At 48.4% G+C, this 17,056-nt stretch carries 16 protein-coding genes; 10 read left to right on the top strand and 6 right to left on the bottom strand.

From position 1 onward, the window contains the following. Nucleotides 1-22: 22 nt before the first annotated feature. Nucleotides 23-274 carry a DUF3892 domain-containing protein gene (locus tag AC6ESP_RS15885; RefSeq protein WP_497097705.1) on the top strand — a complete coding sequence of 84 codons (252 nt, stop codon included), beginning with the start codon at nucleotides 23-25 and terminating at the stop codon, nucleotides 272-274. Nucleotides 275-338: 64 nt separating this feature from the next. Here the strand turns inward: AC6ESP_RS15885 and AC6ESP_RS15880 are convergent, their stop codons facing one another. Continuing rightward, a complete protein-coding gene (locus AC6ESP_RS15880) occupies nucleotides 339-1,064 on the bottom strand; it encodes an MBL fold metallo-hydrolase (RefSeq protein ID WP_497097704.1) in 726 nt (241 codons plus the stop codon). A 131-nt stretch (nucleotides 1,065-1,195) separates the two neighbouring features. On the opposite strand from AC6ESP_RS15880, the gene AC6ESP_RS15875 reads away from it, so the two are divergent. The 3 genes from AC6ESP_RS15875 to AC6ESP_RS15865 all read left to right on the top strand — a co-directional run bounded on the left by AC6ESP_RS15875 (nucleotide 1,196) and on the right by AC6ESP_RS15865 (nucleotide 2,548). Further along, nucleotides 1,196-1,399 carry a hypothetical protein gene (locus tag AC6ESP_RS15875; RefSeq protein ID WP_497097703.1) on the top strand — a complete coding sequence of 68 codons (204 nt, stop codon included), beginning with the start codon at nucleotides 1,196-1,198 and terminating at the stop codon, nucleotides 1,397-1,399. 154 nt (nucleotides 1,400-1,553) lie between these two features. Further along, on the top strand, nucleotides 1,554-2,117 hold the full coding sequence (locus AC6ESP_RS15870; RefSeq protein WP_497097702.1) for a stalk domain-containing protein: 564 nt from the start codon (nucleotides 1,554-1,556) through the stop codon (nucleotides 2,115-2,117). Between the two features lie 119 nt (nucleotides 2,118-2,236). Then, complete coding sequence (locus AC6ESP_RS15865; protein ID WP_497097701.1) at nucleotides 2,237-2,548, top strand: DUF1292 domain-containing protein; 312 nt, start codon at nucleotides 2,237-2,239, stop codon at nucleotides 2,546-2,548. Nucleotides 2,549-2,641: 93 nt separating this feature from the next. On the opposite strand, the gene AC6ESP_RS15860 is transcribed toward AC6ESP_RS15865, so the two are convergent. Both AC6ESP_RS15860 and AC6ESP_RS15855 read right to left on the bottom strand, forming a co-directional pair. Then, nucleotides 2,642-3,037, bottom strand: a complete 396-nt coding sequence (locus tag AC6ESP_RS15860) for a DUF1885 family protein (RefSeq protein WP_497097700.1) — start codon at nucleotides 3,035-3,037, stop codon at nucleotides 2,642-2,644. A 148-nt stretch (nucleotides 3,038-3,185) separates the two neighbouring features. Then, nucleotides 3,186-4,655: an aminotransferase class I/II-fold pyridoxal phosphate-dependent enzyme gene (locus AC6ESP_RS15855; RefSeq protein ID WP_497097699.1), complete on the bottom strand. Its 1,470-nt coding sequence runs from the start codon at nucleotides 4,653-4,655 to the stop codon at nucleotides 3,186-3,188. Nucleotides 4,656-4,780: 125 nt separating this feature from the next. On the opposite strand from AC6ESP_RS15855, the gene AC6ESP_RS15850 reads away from it, so the two are divergent. From AC6ESP_RS15850 to AC6ESP_RS15840, 3 genes are all read left to right on the top strand, one after another. Next, nucleotides 4,781-6,049, top strand: a complete 1,269-nt coding sequence (locus AC6ESP_RS15850) for an MFS transporter (protein WP_497097698.1) — start codon at nucleotides 4,781-4,783, stop codon at nucleotides 6,047-6,049. Between the two features lie 21 nt (nucleotides 6,050-6,070). Beyond that, entirely contained in the window at nucleotides 6,071-7,261 is a 1,191-nt protein-coding gene (locus AC6ESP_RS15845) for an MFS transporter (RefSeq protein WP_497097841.1), read from the top strand. Between the two features lie 257 nt (nucleotides 7,262-7,518). Next, entirely contained in the window at nucleotides 7,519-10,551 is a 3,033-nt protein-coding gene (locus AC6ESP_RS15840; RefSeq protein ID WP_497097697.1) for an efflux RND transporter permease subunit, read from the top strand. Between the two features lie 85 nt (nucleotides 10,552-10,636). Here AC6ESP_RS15840 and AC6ESP_RS15835 read toward each other — a convergent pair whose 3' ends face one another. Genes AC6ESP_RS15835 through AC6ESP_RS15825 form a run of 3 tightly spaced genes read right to left on the bottom strand, consistent with a single transcriptional unit; the run spans nucleotide 10,637 to nucleotide 13,153 of the window. Then, complete coding sequence (locus tag AC6ESP_RS15835) at nucleotides 10,637-11,284, bottom strand: YktB family protein (RefSeq protein ID WP_497097696.1); 648 nt, start codon at nucleotides 11,282-11,284, stop codon at nucleotides 10,637-10,639. A 32-nt stretch (nucleotides 11,285-11,316) separates the two neighbouring features. Further along, entirely contained in the window at nucleotides 11,317-11,982 is a 666-nt protein-coding gene (locus tag AC6ESP_RS15830; protein ID WP_497097695.1) for a response regulator transcription factor, read from the bottom strand. 43 nt (nucleotides 11,983-12,025) lie between these two features. After that, complete coding sequence (locus AC6ESP_RS15825) at nucleotides 12,026-13,153, bottom strand: sensor histidine kinase (RefSeq protein ID WP_497097694.1); 1,128 nt, start codon at nucleotides 13,151-13,153, stop codon at nucleotides 12,026-12,028. A 190-nt stretch (nucleotides 13,154-13,343) separates the two neighbouring features. Here AC6ESP_RS15825 and AC6ESP_RS15820 point away from each other — a divergent pair, with 190 nt between their 5' ends. Genes AC6ESP_RS15820 through AC6ESP_RS15810 form a run of 3 tightly spaced genes read left to right on the top strand, consistent with a single transcriptional unit; the run spans nucleotide 13,344 to nucleotide 16,607 of the window. After that, nucleotides 13,344-14,288 carry an ABC transporter ATP-binding protein gene (locus tag AC6ESP_RS15820; RefSeq protein ID WP_497097693.1) on the top strand — a complete coding sequence of 315 codons (945 nt, stop codon included), beginning with the start codon at nucleotides 13,344-13,346 and terminating at the stop codon, nucleotides 14,286-14,288. Nucleotides 14,289-14,299: 11 nt separating this feature from the next. Beyond that, complete coding sequence (locus AC6ESP_RS15815; RefSeq protein WP_497097692.1) at nucleotides 14,300-15,460, top strand: ABC transporter permease; 1,161 nt, start codon at nucleotides 14,300-14,302, stop codon at nucleotides 15,458-15,460. After that, nucleotides 15,453-16,607, top strand: coding sequence for an ABC transporter permease (locus AC6ESP_RS15810; RefSeq protein ID WP_497097691.1), 1,155 nt, complete (start codon nucleotides 15,453-15,455; stop codon nucleotides 16,605-16,607). Before AC6ESP_RS15815 ends, AC6ESP_RS15810 begins: the two co-directional genes overlap by 8 nt. The last annotated feature ends 449 nt before the right edge of the window (nucleotides 16,608-17,056 follow it).

The raw sequence follows: 17,056 nt of genomic DNA, 5'->3' as shown, positions 1-17,056 counted from the left end.
ACTAATAGGGAGAGTGTATACGGTGAGCCCATTCGAGAGTTCGAACGTTCAACGCGAACAGATTGTTGCCGTGCAAAAAAGCGGAGACGGGGACCTGACTTCATTCAAGACGTCCTCAGGCCGGATACTTGATTATCAGACAGCCCTTCAAGAAGTACAAGCTGGCCAGATCGCTGGCGTTAATGCATTCAAAGGAAGAGACGGAGAGACTTATATTCGCGGTGATGCGGATGGCGATCCAACAAACAACTTGGATCAGCTTCCACTATTCTAGCATAGGTTATATGGAGCGGGTGCTGCAGCGCTGGGAGCTGCTGGTGCCCGCTCTTTTTGGCATGCTATAGATCGTAGGTGAGATTCTGCTGGACGAACTGCATAGCGCCCGTATGTCCCTTGTATTCCTCCATAGTATCCCCGTAATGCATCAGCTTCACTTTTGATTGAATCGCTTCAGGCAAGGTCATAAGTTCTTCTAGGCTCGCATGTACGACGCCCGGAGACTGCAGTTGGCAGTCATGGAATATGGCCTGGACACCATTTGCCACCAGCTCCTCCAGAAGGGAACCGTTAAATTTCATATCCGCCGAATAGAAGAAAGTGCGATTGAATAGCAAGGAATAACTGTTCTTGTCTTCGATATGTTCAGTCCGAATCAGCTTCACAGACAATCCAGGGGCTATTGTGGCTTCCACATCTTCCTCTAGAGGTCTAACGTCAAAGAAATCCTCCAATGCGTTCAAAGGCCCCTGAGTTAACCCTCCTCTAAGCGTGTTCTCCCATAGCGGCTCCACCAGCGTTGAAGCGATGAATAAGACAGGCTTCTTGCCATGAACGAACATCATTTGGAAAGCATATTCTTCTAACCCGCCAACATGATCACCATGAATGTGGCTGATGAGAACGGCATCAAGCTCATGGAAGGAGAGCCCCTCTGTATGCAGTGCTCTCGGAAGCGTTATGCCGCAGTCCACCAGCAGCTTATAATCGTTAACTTCAATTAATGCGTTGTTATTGTTGTATTTTTTGGCAAAAGCACTGCCTGTCCCTAACATCGTGATCTTCATAACTAACCTCCGTCTATAATTATCTTATTCCAATGTATCAAATGTACGGAATCCATACAAACCCCAGATGCACATTCGCCCGGATGAACATATAATGCATTAGCGTTATGGCGGAGAGGGGCAGGAATAAGATGAGCAAAGGGAAGGGCAAGACCGCTAAGAAAAAAAAGGTGTCCAGTGACAGGAAGCAGTACCACTACAAATTAGTGCTCTCCAGCACTTGCGCCGTATGTAAAACACCTTGCGAGCGGGGAATTAGCTATTGGGAACGGATGAAGGAGCCAGGCGCGGTTGGCAAAGGAGTCCCTTGTGTATTGACTCGTACGTATGGGTAATAGAGACATTTCCCGGGAAAGCGCAGCAATAGGCAAGGTATGACAAATTCGGCGCGAATCGCAGCTTCAAAAAAGTTCAACGATTCGCGCAACTTTGAATGAAGCAGTGAGTATAACCTAACATCCAGACAAACCGGATGGAGGGTTTTCAGATATGAAGTACAAGAAAGTAGCTATCTTGCTTCTCTTGCTGTCGGTGTGCGGAGGAACCTTGATGTTCGCTGATGCGGCAACACAGAAGGTGCGGGTCATTCTCAACGGTGGTGAGCTTGATGAGGGCGGTATTATTGTAGACGGCAAAACCTATTTGCCGCTAAGGCAGATCGCAAGTGGTCTGCAGGCAGTTGTGAATTGGGACAATCAGAGTAAAAAAGCAACGCTATATAAGCCCAATGTGCATATGATTTTGTTCCAGGATAAGGTTGTATTCGGTAACGTAGATAAAGGAAATCGCTATACCTTCAATGTTCTCTCACAGATCGACAACTTAACGACCGCTGTATCAGCAGTTAAAGTATCCATTACAGACCCATACGGCACCGAGAAGGTTATTCAATCACAGACTGTGAATATTACCAAGGATAACTTCTGGTATCGTACCGAAGACATTAAGTACAACTTCGAGTATGCAGGCAAGTATGCGGTTCGATTTTATTTGAAGACTAGCTCCTCGGAAGATTGGACAGTCGTCTCTGAGAAGCTCATTACCTCCCAATAATGTTCGAATGCCTCTGGTGCTTCTATATGAAGAACTGGGGGTGTTTTCGTTTGACCGGACTACAGACTCATGGTACGATACGTAAGGTATGTATTTATAACTGAAATGGGGTATATCGCATGAGTGAACATCAACATGGTGCAGACTGCGGCTGCGGAGAAGATCATGATCATGAAGAGCATGTGTTCATAGTAACGGACGACGAGGGCCAGGAACGTGAAATGGTCATGGTGTATACGTTTGAATCGGAAAATAAAGTGTACGCGGTACTATTGGATCGCAATGATCCGGAAGCGGACGGCGTTATTTTCCGTATTGAAGAAGAGAATGAAGAAGCATTCTTGGTCGGAATTGAAGACGATGAGGAATGGGATCGCGTAACAGCGATTTATGAAGAGATTGCTCGCACAGAGAACGAATCCAAAGAGTAGTTAATTCTAAGCATTGAACAACACCTGCCATATACAGGAGTGCACACTAGCTGCATAATCCTCGTACAGGCAGGTGTTTTTTGTGTAAATTGATTATTTGCGCGGGTTATAATAAATCGTTCGACCATTGAACATCGTAAGTGCTGCCTGCAGCTGCTTAGCCAAGTATTTGCACAGCTCATTTGCCTTTGCTTTATCTCCGTGCGTAGCTTCCTCAGGCAGGACAACTTGTATCGTTGACAAGCTGTCCCCATGGCCCCAAATCATATATTTGTATAAAGGATTAGAGCCTTTCAAATAAAACCACCTGTCATCTTCCTTCGTTTCGATCGTGTAGGGGAAAGCCGCTTCAGAATAATTCCAATCGAGCTGCTTGCCAGTAAGAGCAGTCTGTTCACGGTATTGCAGCAGCTTCTCCTTCAACTGCTCCAGCGGGAGCTCGGTTACTGTGGAGCCTTGTACCAGCTTAATGAAAGCGCTCTGACTCATTCATCCCACCTCCAATCCCATCATAGCATGGGCATTCTTCCTTTTACAATAAGTGGAATCCTCTATCTGGGTATAAAATAACGCCGGCTGAGCTGCCTATGAATAGGCGGCTATAGCCGGCGTTATGCTGGAGTGTAATCTCATTTACTTAGGAGATGGCCGTTTCTTCTACAATAACTTTAACGAATTGAATGCTGCGGTCCTCCGGGCCTTTGACCGGCAATCCAACCTCAACATGATCCACAATGTAATCAATATTTTTCTGAGAAATAACTTCACCAGGCAGTAGAATCGGGATGCCTGGCGGATAGACATAGATGAACTCGGCAATAATCCGTCCGGCAGACTCCTTAAATGGCAGAACTTCTGTCTCTCCATAGAAGGCATCACGAGGTGTGAGTGACAGCTGTGGGATATCTGGAATTTTGACAACAAGCTCACGAGCTTCAGCGCCTTCATGGAAATGCTCGGACAGCCCGCGAAGCGATTCAATTAATTTATTGACGGAATCAGAGGTATCTCCAGGCGTAACTAGGCAAAGAATGTTATACATATCACTCATTTCGATTTCCACATTATAGTGATCACGAAGCCAGTTCTCTACCTCATAGCCAGTAACGCCAAGATGGCGGATGTGGATGGATACTTTGGTCGGGTCGTAGTCGTAAGTGGCTTCACCGCCCAGTATCTCCTCCCCGAAGCTGTGCAAACCTGGAATTTCATTGATCTGCTGCCTGGCGAATTCAGCAAGCTCGATAGCTTTCTCCGCAATATCATGGCCGTTAATCGCTAGGTTCCGTCTCGAGGTATCCAATGAGGCGAGTAGGATATACGAGGTTGAGGTCGTTGTCAGCATACTGATTATCGTCTGTATACGATGCGGATTAACGCGGCCTTTGCGCACATTCAGAACCGAGCTTTGTGTCATAGAGCCGCCCAGCTTGTGCACGCTCGTAGCAGCCATGTCTGCGCCTGCTTGCATTGCTGACATCGGCAGCTTCTCATGGAAATGGATCAGCACACCATGAGCTTCATCGACTAGGACGGGAATGTCATAGCTGTGCACGAGGTCAACGATTTCCTTCAAGTTGGTGCAGATGCCGTAATAAGTCGGGTTAATGACGAGAACGGCTTTGGCATCAGGATGCTTGTCGAGTGCCCGCTTCACGGAGCGGGTCGTAATGCCATGATCGATACCAAGCTCAGCGTCGCGTGCCGGAGAGATGAATACAGGCCGAGCACCGGCAAAAATAATAGCAGCCATAATGGATTTATGAACATTACGTGGAACGATGATCTTATCGCCTGGCGCGCATACGGTCATAATCATCGTAATGATGGCACCGCTCGTTCCCTGTACGGAGAAATAAGTATAGTCGGCACCGAACGCGTCAGCGGCCAGCTTCTGAGCTTCTTCAATAACACCGGTCGGCTGATGTAAGTCATCAAGCGGAGCTATATTGATCAGATCGATCGACAACGCGTTGTCGCCGATAAATTCGCGAAATTCTGAATCGCTTCCCAGACCTTTTTTATGACCAGGAATATGGAATTGTACCGGATCATTCTCCGCATGGCGGCGGAGGGCGCTGAAGAGCGGGGTTTTGTTATGGTCCACTGCTTTCATCCCTGCCTTTCGTCTTTCATCAATTGTACAAACAAAGTTGAGTATAGCAAAAACAAGTGGGAATGCAAGCTTCATTTTGCTGGAGAGCGGTTATTCCCCGACTGGAGTGGCAACTTGTGAATGAATCAATAGCTCTAAATAAACGCAAGGACAAGGTGTGGAAGTCCCCCTTCGTCATGCAGCTTCTCGTCATTATGTTCGTTATCGAATTTGTAAAGGGAGCGCTCGTCGTATCTATATTGCCCGTATATATGGGGTCGGTACTCGGCCTGTCAGCTTATTCGGTAGGCTGGTCGCTGGCACTCTTATACATTGGGGATAATGCCTTCCGCAGTCCAATAGGCTGGATGATTGACCGAATCGGCTATCGCTATGTGATGCTGTTCGGAGTGGTTGTTACCTTCCTATCCGTCTTGATCGTCACCTTCATGCATGATATCGGCTGGATTGTAACGGCGTGCTTGCTGCTTGGCATTGGGACATCGCCACTATGGCCGTCTGTCATTACGGGGGCAACAGGTGTTGCGGGGAAGGAAGCAGGCGGGACGGTCATGAGCATCGTCTATATGTCGTGGCTGACAGGTATTGGCTGTGGCCCGATTATTATTAATTTCTTCCTTGCGAATTCGTACACGATTGCCTTCCGTGTGTTGATTGGAGCTATGGTCGCAGCTTTAATCATCACGTTGTTCTTGCCGATCCGACATCAGAAGTCTGAGTCTATAGCAGCTGAAGAACGTACAGCTCAGACTCAACGGCATGATGCGTTTAAAAGGTCGCTCTACGAGCGGATTAACGCCTATTTTGTTAAGCTGCGCGAATCCCTCCATGTGAGCAAGCTTCTATACCCGGCGATGTTCACGCAGAATTTCGCGCTGGGGCTGCTGACTCCTATATTGACATTGTATGCGAGGACGGTTTTGCAGCTATCACCTCAGCAGTACAGCATGTTCTTGGTGGCAGGAGGAGCTGTTACCGTGCTTGGGCTTATTCCTGTTGGCAAGCTTGTAGATCGTTATGGTACCCGATGGATTCTACATACTGGGTTCATTATGGCGGCCATCTCTCTGCCGCTGCTTGGGATGACGAGGTCGCTGCCTGCTGTTCTTGTCATCGTTGCTCTTGTCGGCATTGGCTATGCCTGTATAATTCCGGCGTGGAATGCCTTGATTGCAGAAGCGATACCCAAAGAGGAGCGTGGAGCGGTATGGGGCTTCTTCCTAACCATTGAAGGTCTCGGTATGGTGCTGGGCTCGATTATGTCCGGGAGACTGTGGGACAGCTTCGGCCCGCACATGCCTTTTGCGCTGAGCGGCGCAGTTATGGCACTATTATTTGTTCTCCATTTGTTCATAACTAAGCGACAGCGGCTTATGGTACGATAGTTGTTGGAGGGATAAGACATGATGAAAGACAAACGAATACTTATTGTAATGGCTATATTAATGACAACCTTTATTGGATTCGGGATTATCATCCCAGTTATGCCTGAAATCATTAAAGCGGCAGATCCTGTAGGTGCGGAAAAGCATACCGGCTTCATGCTAGCTATCTATTCTGCGGTATCTTTTATACTATCGCCTTTTTGGGGCGGGCTATCAGATAGGATCGGCAGACGTCCAATCATCTTGATTGGCGTAGCAGGCTTCGCATTAAGCTTCCTCTTATTCGGATTATCCTCCGGTGATTTGACGTTAATGTATGCATCAAGGGTACTCGGTGGTTTGTTCTCTGGAGCAGTTACCTCCGTCATTGTAGCTTATGTGGCAGATATTACACCGCCTGAGTATCGAACGAAAGGAATGGGACTTGTCGGAATGTCCATCGGATTAGGCTTCACCGTTGGTCCGGGCTTCGGCGGTCTGCTCAGTCTTGTATCGCTAGAGACACCTTTCTACGCTGCAGCTGGACTAGCTCTCATTACGCTTATTCTGGCTTGGATCAAGCTCAAGGAATCGCTGCCTCCAGAGCAGCGGCGTTCTGCGAACGAGCCTAGGCCATCGCGATGGTCTGCCTTCACGGGACCGCTGAAATATTTGTATGTGCTGGCGTTCTTCGTTACCTTCACGCTTGCTGGGATGGAAGCAACCTTGCAATTCTTCGGAATGAGACGCTTTGATGTTACTCCGCTTCAGGTCGGTATCTTGTTCTTTGTATGCGGATTTGTAGGTGCGCTTGTCCAGGGAGGCATCGTTCGGCGCAAAATTAAGACAGGCCAGGAGTCGATGTATATCGGTATTGGGCTAGTCATCTCGGCTATAGGGTTCTTCTTGCTGCTCGGTGCGCATTCGCTATGGTGGGCGACGACAGCACTTGCTGTATTCGGTATTGGCAACGCCTTGATCCGGCCTTGTGTCACTTCGCTGATTACTCAGAAAACAACGGTTGGCAAAGGTGTGGCTTCCGGATTAAGCTCTTCTATGGATAGTCTGGGACGTATTATCGGGCCACTAGCTGGTACATTCCTCTTTACATACGATTTACGTCTGCCGTATGTATCAGGTGGTATTCTATGTCTAGCAGCGCTGCTGCTGCTCGTCCGATTCCGCAAGCTGGACGTGATTAGAGATCAGAGCTTAGTAACTGAGAAAGCATAGCTTTAACGCAAAAGAGGCAGTCTCGAACAAGTCAATGGACTTGAGGAGACTGCCTCTTTCTATGGAGCCAGACCTTTCATAATGAATGTAATTGTCGCCTCGCGCTCATTCAATCCCCGTCTTAAGTCTTGGTTGTTATCGGACTTCAGGCGTGAACAAAGAACCGCCTCCAGACCTTTTTACAAAACTTTCCCAGCCTTTATGCTTATGAAGACGAAAACAAAGAAATCCGTATGGGGAGAAGGAGCAGGAAACAAATGAGTAAGTTGACGGAATGGTCTTTCCGCAATAAGGCAGCCATTATTCTAATTGTGATCATGGCGCTGGTTATGGGGGTGGTCAGCTATTTGAAGCTTCCGATGGGGTTCTTGCCGGAGGCGGATAACCCGCAGGTTATGGTTACGGTAATCGGACCAGGCTATGATGCCAAGTCGATGGAGCAGCTGGTAACCGGTCCATTGGAGAAGGCAGTAACGTTCACCAAAGGAAAGACGGACATGTTCTCCACCTCTGGCAATGGATATGCCCAGATCAATCTGAATTTCGATTCGAAGACGGATATGAAAGAGGCCAAAGAGGAAGTGGAGAAGACTACTTCACTCGTACAGCTGCCGGAAGGTGTGATGAAGCCCTTCGTCGTTCAATTCAATACGTCCATGATTCCGATTAGCTGGATTACACTGACATTCGAGGATGGAATGAGTGAACAGGAGAAGGATGAGAAGCTTGAGCTGGTCACCACAGAGCTGCAAAAGGCAGAAGGTGCAGGTCAGGTTAGCGTTAGCGGCAAGACGACGCCAACGATTCATGTTACTCCGCTCACGAGTAAGCTGGCTGAGAAAGGAATAGCCGTACAGACGCTGATGGGGGTGCTGCAGGGCCGCGGAGTGTCAGCGTCCATAGGCGAAAAGACGATTGATGGAGCCGCAGGCAATATTAACGTTTATGATGAGATAACAGAGCTGGAGACGCTCCGCAAGCTGCCTGTTGCACCTGGCACGAAGCTTAGTGATGTAGCGGTGGTGGAGCTGGCGAAGGAGCAAGAGAGCATAAGCCGGATGAACGGCAAGGATGCGGTAATGTTCACGATATCGAAGGCAGCTGATGCGAATGCGGTAACTGCTGGCAATAATATTGAAGAGGCTGTAGCCAAGCTGAATACAGATGTACGGGGAATTGAGGCTTCGGTTATTCTAAGCACCTCTGAATCTGTCGTGACCTCCGTCAACAGTATGCTTCGTGAAGTGCTGTTAGGAGCATTATTCGCGACGATTGTGATCTTGCTGTTCATGCGTAACTTCAAGGCGACTATTGTTACGATCGTATCCATACCATTATCGCTAGGCATCACGTTGTATTTGCTTGATTTGTCTGGTGTATCGCTGAATATTATTACGCTTGGGGGAGTTGCAGTTGCAGTCGGGCGGTTAGTCGATGACAGTATCGTCGTCATTGAGAATATTTATAGAAGACTTCAGAAAGAGTCCTTCTCAGTGGCGGTAATTACAGATGCAACGAAGGAGGTTGCCTCTGCTATTACGGCATCTACTCTAGTAACTGTAGCGGTATTTCTGCCGATGGGTTTATTGCGGGGCTCGCTTCAAGCGTTCCTGCTGCCATTTGCGCTGACGGTTGCTTATTCGCTGCTGGCATCCCTGCTTGTCGCATTGACAGTCGTACCGCTGCTAAGTGCTGTCATGCTGCGGAATACGAAGGAGCATGTGCATAAGGGTTCACCACGCTTCGCGGCGTTCATAGGGTGGAATCTGCAGAAGAAATGGGTTCCTCTTACGATTGCGCTCTTGCTGCTTGTAGGCTCGTTAGGCGCTTATTTCGTAATGCCCAAAGGAGCGCTGGATTCCTCAAGCGCTGAGAATGTCAATGTGTCATTGGAGTATCCAAGCGATACACCAGCTGACACTGTGTTAGCGGAAGGGAAGAAGCTTGAAGCCTTCCTAACCGGTGAGAGTGACGTTGATTGGGTTATGATGTCCATGGGCAATAGTGCTGATGCAGCCCAATACGGAGGTGTATCTTCTCCTACGCTGATCAGTTATATCGTTGATCTCCAAGAGGGTGCAGATGCTGAAGCATTTATTGAATCGGTGAAAGGTCAGAAGGCCAACTATGGTGAGGCCGATCTCGCTGCTACAGCAACTGATCTGATTATGGGTGGAGGCTCATCACAAATCTTCATCGATGTAACAGGTGATGATGAAGAGCAGCTTGGTCAGACAGCAGAGAAGCTCATCGCTGAACTTAAGCCTATTGAAGGTGTGCTGAAGGTACAGAGCAATCAGGAGCAGCTGAAGCCCGTATATAGCTTCCAAGTCGATCCGACGCTGGCAGCAGGACAGGATATAGCGATGCAGCTGCAAAGTCTGCTGAATCCGCTCCCGATTGGATCTATATTGGTGGAAGAAAGAGATACGCCTGTTATTCTTCAGCCTGTTCTTAATCCGACTTCGGAATCCGAGCTGAAGCAGCTGACAGTCATGACAGCAGCAGGACCAGTTCAAGTGTCATCCTTAGCTAAGCTAGTTAAATCAGAAGAGCCAAGTCTCTATTATCATAAAGAAGGTAAGGCCTACATTCGAGTTACCGCTGATGTGGAGCCGAGCAAACTATCGATCATTGGCACAGAGATTTCTGAAAAGGCTAATGCTCTTGAATTGGCAGCTGGAGTGAGCTTGGCTGTGGGTGGAGCATCAGCTGATCAGAGCAGTGATTTCGCTGATCTAGGATTAACCGCACTCATCTCCATTGGTATCGTATATTTGATTATGGTGCTCACATTCAAGACGCTTCGTGCTCCGCTAGCGATTATGTTCTCTCTGCCGCTAGCAGCAATTGGGGCAGTTGTAGGTCTGCTAGTATCTCGTGTGACACCAGACTTCACAGCTATGTTCGGTGCCCTTATGCTCATTGGAATCGTCGTGACGAATGCGATCGTGCTTATTGATAGAGTGAAGCAGAACGAGAAGACCATGTCGATTCGCGAGTCACTGATCGAAGCGGCTACGACAAGAATGCGTCCCATTGTAATGACAGCAATAGCGACGATATCAGCGATGCTGCCGCTTGTGTTTGGTTCTCATGAGTCCTCCAGCATCGTGTCGCAGAGCCTAGCCATTGTCGTTATTGGCGGACTAACGGCTGCTACATTCTTGACCCTCATTATTGTTCCATGTATTTATGAATTGCTGTTCTTCAGAACGTCACGCTCGCAGCGCCGGGCTGGACATTCTGCGGTAACGCCAGCAGCTGTCAAGACTGCTGAGCTGCAATAATCTAGGGCTAACAACACAATAAGGGCTGCTTCGAACCATCCAAGGATGATTCGAAGCAGCCCTTTGTGTATGCATTCAAAGGCGGTTATTCATAAGCCAGTCGATATAAGGGCATAAGCGTCTCGAAGGTGGAGGAAGCGAACTCGAACAGGGCCTCGCCATCCTTCAGAAGCGGGTCACCGGCAGCAATATGACGGCCTATTAGCAGCTCAGCCTTCTGCACATCGCGGAAGCGAATGAGTGCATCTCTGAATTCCTGCTCTGACATCTCGCCTACTAGGGTAGATTCTTTCTTCGTATGATCAAGCGACAGCCTGTAGTCACTTGGGATAGCGGCCATAACTTCATCTATACGGTTCAAATAGGTGGCTGCCATGCGTTTTTTATTCGGTACTTCATAGATAAGCGCCATCCACAGAAAGAGATGATCGTCGAACAAGCCGAGCTGGAAATGCGGATGCGCTTTGTAGCCCCGTTTGTTATCGCAGATAGCGAGCCAAGTATCCTTGGGAGGATTGACTGTACGGCGTGCATGTCTCGCAATATGCAAGAACATTTCATTGCCTGCATGAGCAGCTAGGTCGCCTGTCAGCTTCTCACCGATGGCACGGAATTTAGGCTGTATGCGTTCTTGAATAGCGGTCATCCGCTCCTCCAGGCCTTCAAGCTGGAACGTATCGAAGTCGGATTGCGCGAAGCCAGTGAAGTCTGTAGTCGTTGTTTCAGTTGTCATGTTCTTATTCTCCTTGTCGGTAATTATTCCGTCTAGTTAGGTAATTTCAAATAAAAAATAGCAATTTGTGTACGGTCGCGAAGCTCAAGCTTATCTAGTATTTCTGAAATGTAATTTTTGATCGTGCCCTCGCTCAAGAATAGCGACGCTGCAATCTCTTTATTCGACTGTCCATCGGCAATATGCTGGACAATCTGCTGCTCGGCTGCTGTTAAGCCGAAGGGAGAGAGATCCTTAATCGCTGAATCGTGAACAGCATTCGGGGCATTGCCAGTACGGGGCTGCTCAATCATGCCCGCCAGCTTGCGTGCGATTTCGGGATGGATAAGAAGTGAGCCCTCATGAACGGTTTTGATTCCGCTAATAATTCGACTTGGCGGAACATTCTTGAGCAGATAGCCATTGGCACCGTTGCGAATTGCCTGAGCGATATATTCATCATCGTCAAAGGTCGTTAAGATCAAGACAGCAGGGGGCTTCTCAAGCTTCTTCAGGAGCTTCGTTCCTTCAACACCGTCACAGATCGGCATGCGGATATCCATAAGCACGACATCAATGTGATTGTGCTGTGCGAAGTTCACAGCCTCATGTCCGTTGGCACAAGTGCCAACGACATGCAATTGTTCATCCAGATCCAATATAAGCTGCATACTTTCTCGAATAAAAGGATCATCATCTACGACTAATACTTGAATCACCTGTTTGATTCCTCCTATTTGCTAGTCTGACAGGAACAACCTATTACCCTAGTAGAGGCATAATCGTTGTAACGGAGAATTGATCTCCAGCCTGCCATTCGAGCTTGCCTCCTATGAGTGCAATTCGCTCGCGCATCCCCTTCATGCCAAGTCCGGCCTCAATAGGCTCTCTAGGCACAGTGCCATTATTGGAGATGGTTAAGGCGATATTGTCTGCTCGGAAATCAAGCATGACGGCTACTTCTGTAGCTTCACCATGCCGCAAGGCATTCGTAATCGCTTCTTGCGCGTTCTTGAACAGAATAAACTCTAAGCTTGGATATAGGGGCCTTGGGATGCCTCTCACTTCAAAAAGCACCTTTATGCCGAGAGACTCCCCAGATTCAGCGACAAGGCGATCCAGGGCATAACGGCGATTATCGCTTTCATCTGGTGCGGCAAGCCTGCGAACCGTACGTCGCATCCGCTCCATGCTGTCTTGCAGCTGATCTCTTATTTGCTCGACTAGCTTATGTGCACGATCCGTGTCGGAATGGAACAGCTGAAGGGCGGCTTCTGACATCATTTTGACCCGTATAAGCCGGTGCCCCAGATCATCATGAATATCCTTGGCTATTCGATTGCGTTCCTCTGTCTGAGCATATTGCTCAATCTGAGAGGCGTATTCAAGCATCCTCCGCCTGGCGGACTCCAGCTCTTCATGACTTTGTGCTAATGCCTCATATAAATCCTCTACTTTATGCTGCCTGCCCTCATATTGGTTAGCCGCATAGAGGACCGCAGCCGTAACAGCCCATAGCAGCAAGGCAGTCGTTATGACTTCTGGTTCTCGACCAGGGAGGCTTATCAGGAGTATGACAGCACCGCCTATCGTCCAGGCTGCGGATGCGCTGGGCTGTGGCCTGCTGCAGAATGCTCCAATCAAGGTAGAGAAGATCAGCAGGAACAACACGCCGCCATAGACATGAGACAGCCATCCAAAACCAATGAGCTCGACGAAGAGAAGCAGTCTGGAGGCGGCAGGATAGAAACTTCCAGCCTTCGTTCCAATCAAGGCGAGCAGAATGAAGCTGGTATATGCGGCGTACGTATTAATCGGGGTGGATATGATCGTAATGGTCGCTGGTGCGACAATAAGCAGAATTCGAATTCGGTATAGCAGTAGGTTCATCTCTGATAAGCTCCCGCAACTGAATTTGCTTCATTATAGCACAACCCTGATTAGAGGTACGACAGCAGAATGACAATGCATGGCATAAGAGGTGACTTAAGTCACCTGCAATACATGACTTTGTAGAGCTGATCTTCTCGAGGAAGGGAGGTACAATGAAGACAAATGAAACATTGGAAGGATGAGGAAAATGAGTCTGGTATCATTTCGCGAGGTCGTTAAGAAATACGATACGGCACTAACGGTGAATCACCTAACATTCGATATTGGCGAGGGAGAAATCTTCGGACTGCTCGGACCGAATGGCGCTGGCAAGAGTACGACCATTCACATGCTGTCGGGATTGCTGGATATGACTGCGGGCGATATTACAGTAGGTGGTCATTCCATTCGGAAGGAGCCGCTTGAGGTGAAACGCCAGATTGGACTGGTTCCGCAAGAGCTTGCGATCTATGAAGGTCTGACAGCAAGAGAGAACGTAACTTTTTTTGCTAAGCTGTATGGATTAAGAGGGAAGCTGCTGCAGGAGCGAGTAGACGAAGCATTGAAGTTCGTTGGTTTGCTGGAGAAAGCAAAGGATAAGCCTGCTACCTTCTCTGGTGGGATGAAAAGAAGATTGAATATAGCATGTGCGATTACGCATCGTCCTAAGCTCATTATAATGGATGAGCCAACGGTGGGCATTGATCCGCAATCACGTAATCACATTCTAGAATCTGTGAAAGAGCTGAACCGGCTCGGTTCCACTATTATTTATACAAGTCATTACATGGAAGAGGTTGACGCTATCTGTTCTAGAATTGGGATCGTCGACAAAGGCAAGCTGATTGCATGCGGCTCGAAGGAGCAGTTGAAACGGCAGTCGGGACAAGAGGAAAAGCTCGTATTCGAGATTGATCGTCATTATGAGGTAGCGTTCGATGAAATGCTTGAGCATCCTGGTGTGAAACAGCTGGAGAAGCGGGAAGAGGGCAAGCTGGTGGAGGTAACGGTGAAGGATTCTCCCTCTATTCTTCAGGATTTATTGTTCATTCTCCACAAGCATGGTGTTCTGCTACGTAGACTGACACGTGTAGAGCCGAATCTGGAATCCTTATTTCTACAAATGACAGGGCGCAGCCTGCGCGATGAATAGGAGGATAAGTCATGCGTGAATGGTGGACAGCTGCGAGCTATGAGCTATTGAGATTAAGCCGGATGCGATCTGTGCTTATGTTATTAATTGGATTGCCGTTATTGCTTATTCTCTTATTAGGGAGTGCCTTCAACTCGGAAATTAGACCAGCAGAGGTAGCTGTATATGCCGCAGATCAAGGTGAAATGGCGGAGGACGCTGCTGTTTTCCTGACTAGTGAGTCTATTCGGCCTTATATTCATGTTACTCAAGCTGATTCTGAGCAGCAGGTGAAGGACTGGCTGCGCGAGGGACAGACGGACTACGGTATTATCATTCCGAAGGAGTACTCAGATAAGGTAAGGTCAGGAGAAGCGGTCAGCTGGCGAACTTATCCTGGGCGTTATGAAGAACGGAATATAGCAGCGAGAGCGATTGTGGACAGCTACATGGCTAATGTGAAGCTTCAGCTGGCTGCTTATTCAACGCTCGGTACAGCTCCAATGAGTAATTCGGCGGGAGAAGATGAAGACAGAGCTTCTCTTGTGAGGGTTGGAAATTTGGAAGCGGGGGAGCGTGATGTGTTTAAATCGGTATCCTCGATGCAGTACTATTCAGCGGCTTATTTGATTATGTTCCTCTTGTATGCAGGTATGACGGGAGCCATCTCCTTGTTGGAACAAAAGAAGAATGGGACGCTGCAAAGGCTTTATGCGATCCCTAAGCCTTTTTATCGAGTTGTATTAGGGATTATAACCGGGTCAGCGATGCTGGCCGTTCTGCAGGCTGTCGTTATTATCGCATTCACGGCTTATGTATACGGAGTGGATTGGGGCGGGAGATTTGGCTGGATCGCGCTTATCTGTTTCTTAACAACGGCAGCGGGACTAGGTCTTGCTATCACCATTGCTTCTATTGGAGGTACGGTCAAGACAACACAAACCCTATTCGGAATTGCCGCATTCACAATGACCTTTCTTAGCGGAGGGATGGTTGCTGATATTGATTCTGTTATCGGGAGTGCAGGCAAGTTCACGATTAACTACTGGTCGAACAAGAGTCTGCGTGCCATTATGAATGGGAACGACCTCTCAGGTGTATGGGATGATATTGGGGTGCTTGCTATTATTGCTGTTACTCTGTTCATTATTGCAGCAGTTAGGCTGCCGAAGGTGGTGAATCGCCGTGCGTAATCCTATTCAAATTGCTGTCCATCTGATTCGTCGAACGATGGGATCAAGGCGCGGAATCATTCTTAATCTGGTCTTGCCGGCTATACTGCTGGCTGTTATCGCAGGTCTGTTCGCAGGCTCTGGCAGCCAGAGGGCCATTATACTATTGAATAATCAGGATGAGGGAATATTGGGGGCTTCTATAGCCAATTCGCTGATGAATGAGAACTTATATGAGGTTCAAGAAGCCCCAGACGTTACAGAGGAAGAGCTTATAGCTGTAGTGAAGGGTGGAGAAGCGGATGCTGCCATCTTCATTCCAGCAGATTACACGAATCAACTGGTTGCTGGCAAAAGGCCGCAAGCAACCGTCTATCGTATGAATGAACAACTGTGGAATGCATCCTTGATTACAAGGCTTGAAGCGGAGACCAATCAGCTGGCCGCAGCAGTTCATATCATAAGCAGTTCGGGGTCTGGCTATGATTCCGTGAAGCTTGCGAAGCTTCTGGAAGAAGAGGCCAGCAATAAGGTTGGCTATGTTGAGGAGGAAATGAAGCTCGGCAAGACGCTCTCTCATCCGGAGATGATCGGTATTATGCTGATGTTCGTCATGCTGCTTGTCAGCCAATCCATCAGTTTCATTATGGAGGATCGGGAGCAGCGGACCATGGCGCGCATGTATGCGGCGCCAATTCGTTCAATTGACATCGCGGCTGGAAATTTTATGGGAAGCTTGCTCGTGGGCACCCTCCAGCTGCTCATATTGCTTAGCTTAACGTACTTTGGCTTCGGGTTTATGAACGACGTTGCGTTCGGCTCACTGCTCATCGTACTGGAATGCTTCTTGCTTGCAGCAGTGGGGCTTGCTTCTCTTCTTGGCGGCTTGGTGAAGAATAGTACACAGCTTGGTCAAATCAACAACCTATTTATTACGCCATCCTGTATGATCAGCGGCTGCTTCTGGCCCCTGTCGATGATGCCTGACTTCATGCAGAAGCTGGCTAATTTCACCCCTCAGAAATGGGCGATTCAAGCCGTGGATCGTCTGGGAGGAGGCGGAACGATTATTGATATTTGGCTCCCCCTGACGATTCTTCTCCTGTTCGCAGTCATGCTGATTGCCTTCGGAGCTGCGGTGCTGAAGCCAAATCAAGCAAGCAGCTAGCTAATAGTCATGATTAACGTTATTGCTCCAGCCTAATGTGCTTGACTTCCGGAGCGTTGTATATTAAGTTGATTCAAAGTCATTATTCCAAAATTCAACAGCGCCGACCAAGATATAATGCGCAGTTCAGCGTCCGTCACAGAGAGGGAGCCCTAGGCTGTAAGGCTCCTATGAGCTACTGAGCAGTCCCAGACTTGCGAGCTGCAGAGGCAAATCTATTACAGAAAGTCTCTGCCGGGATGAGAATCCCGTTATCCAATGAAGAGTCGCTGCTGTTTGCTATGCGGCTGTATGAGGGTGGTACCACGAACGCATTCGTCCCTTACGAGTGCGTTCTTTTTGGTGCGCCCAGCATGGGCGCTATCTCTAGGGTTCAAGTCCCGAATGGCGAAGGCAGTAGTAGCCATAGCTTAAGGCAAGGGTGTCCATCGTGAGGTGGAATCTGAAGG

The organism is Paenibacillus xinjiangensis (assembly GCF_059686975.1).
Note: the sequence above shows the minus strand (reverse complement) of the source record. Positions and strands in the feature narration are given on the sequence as shown.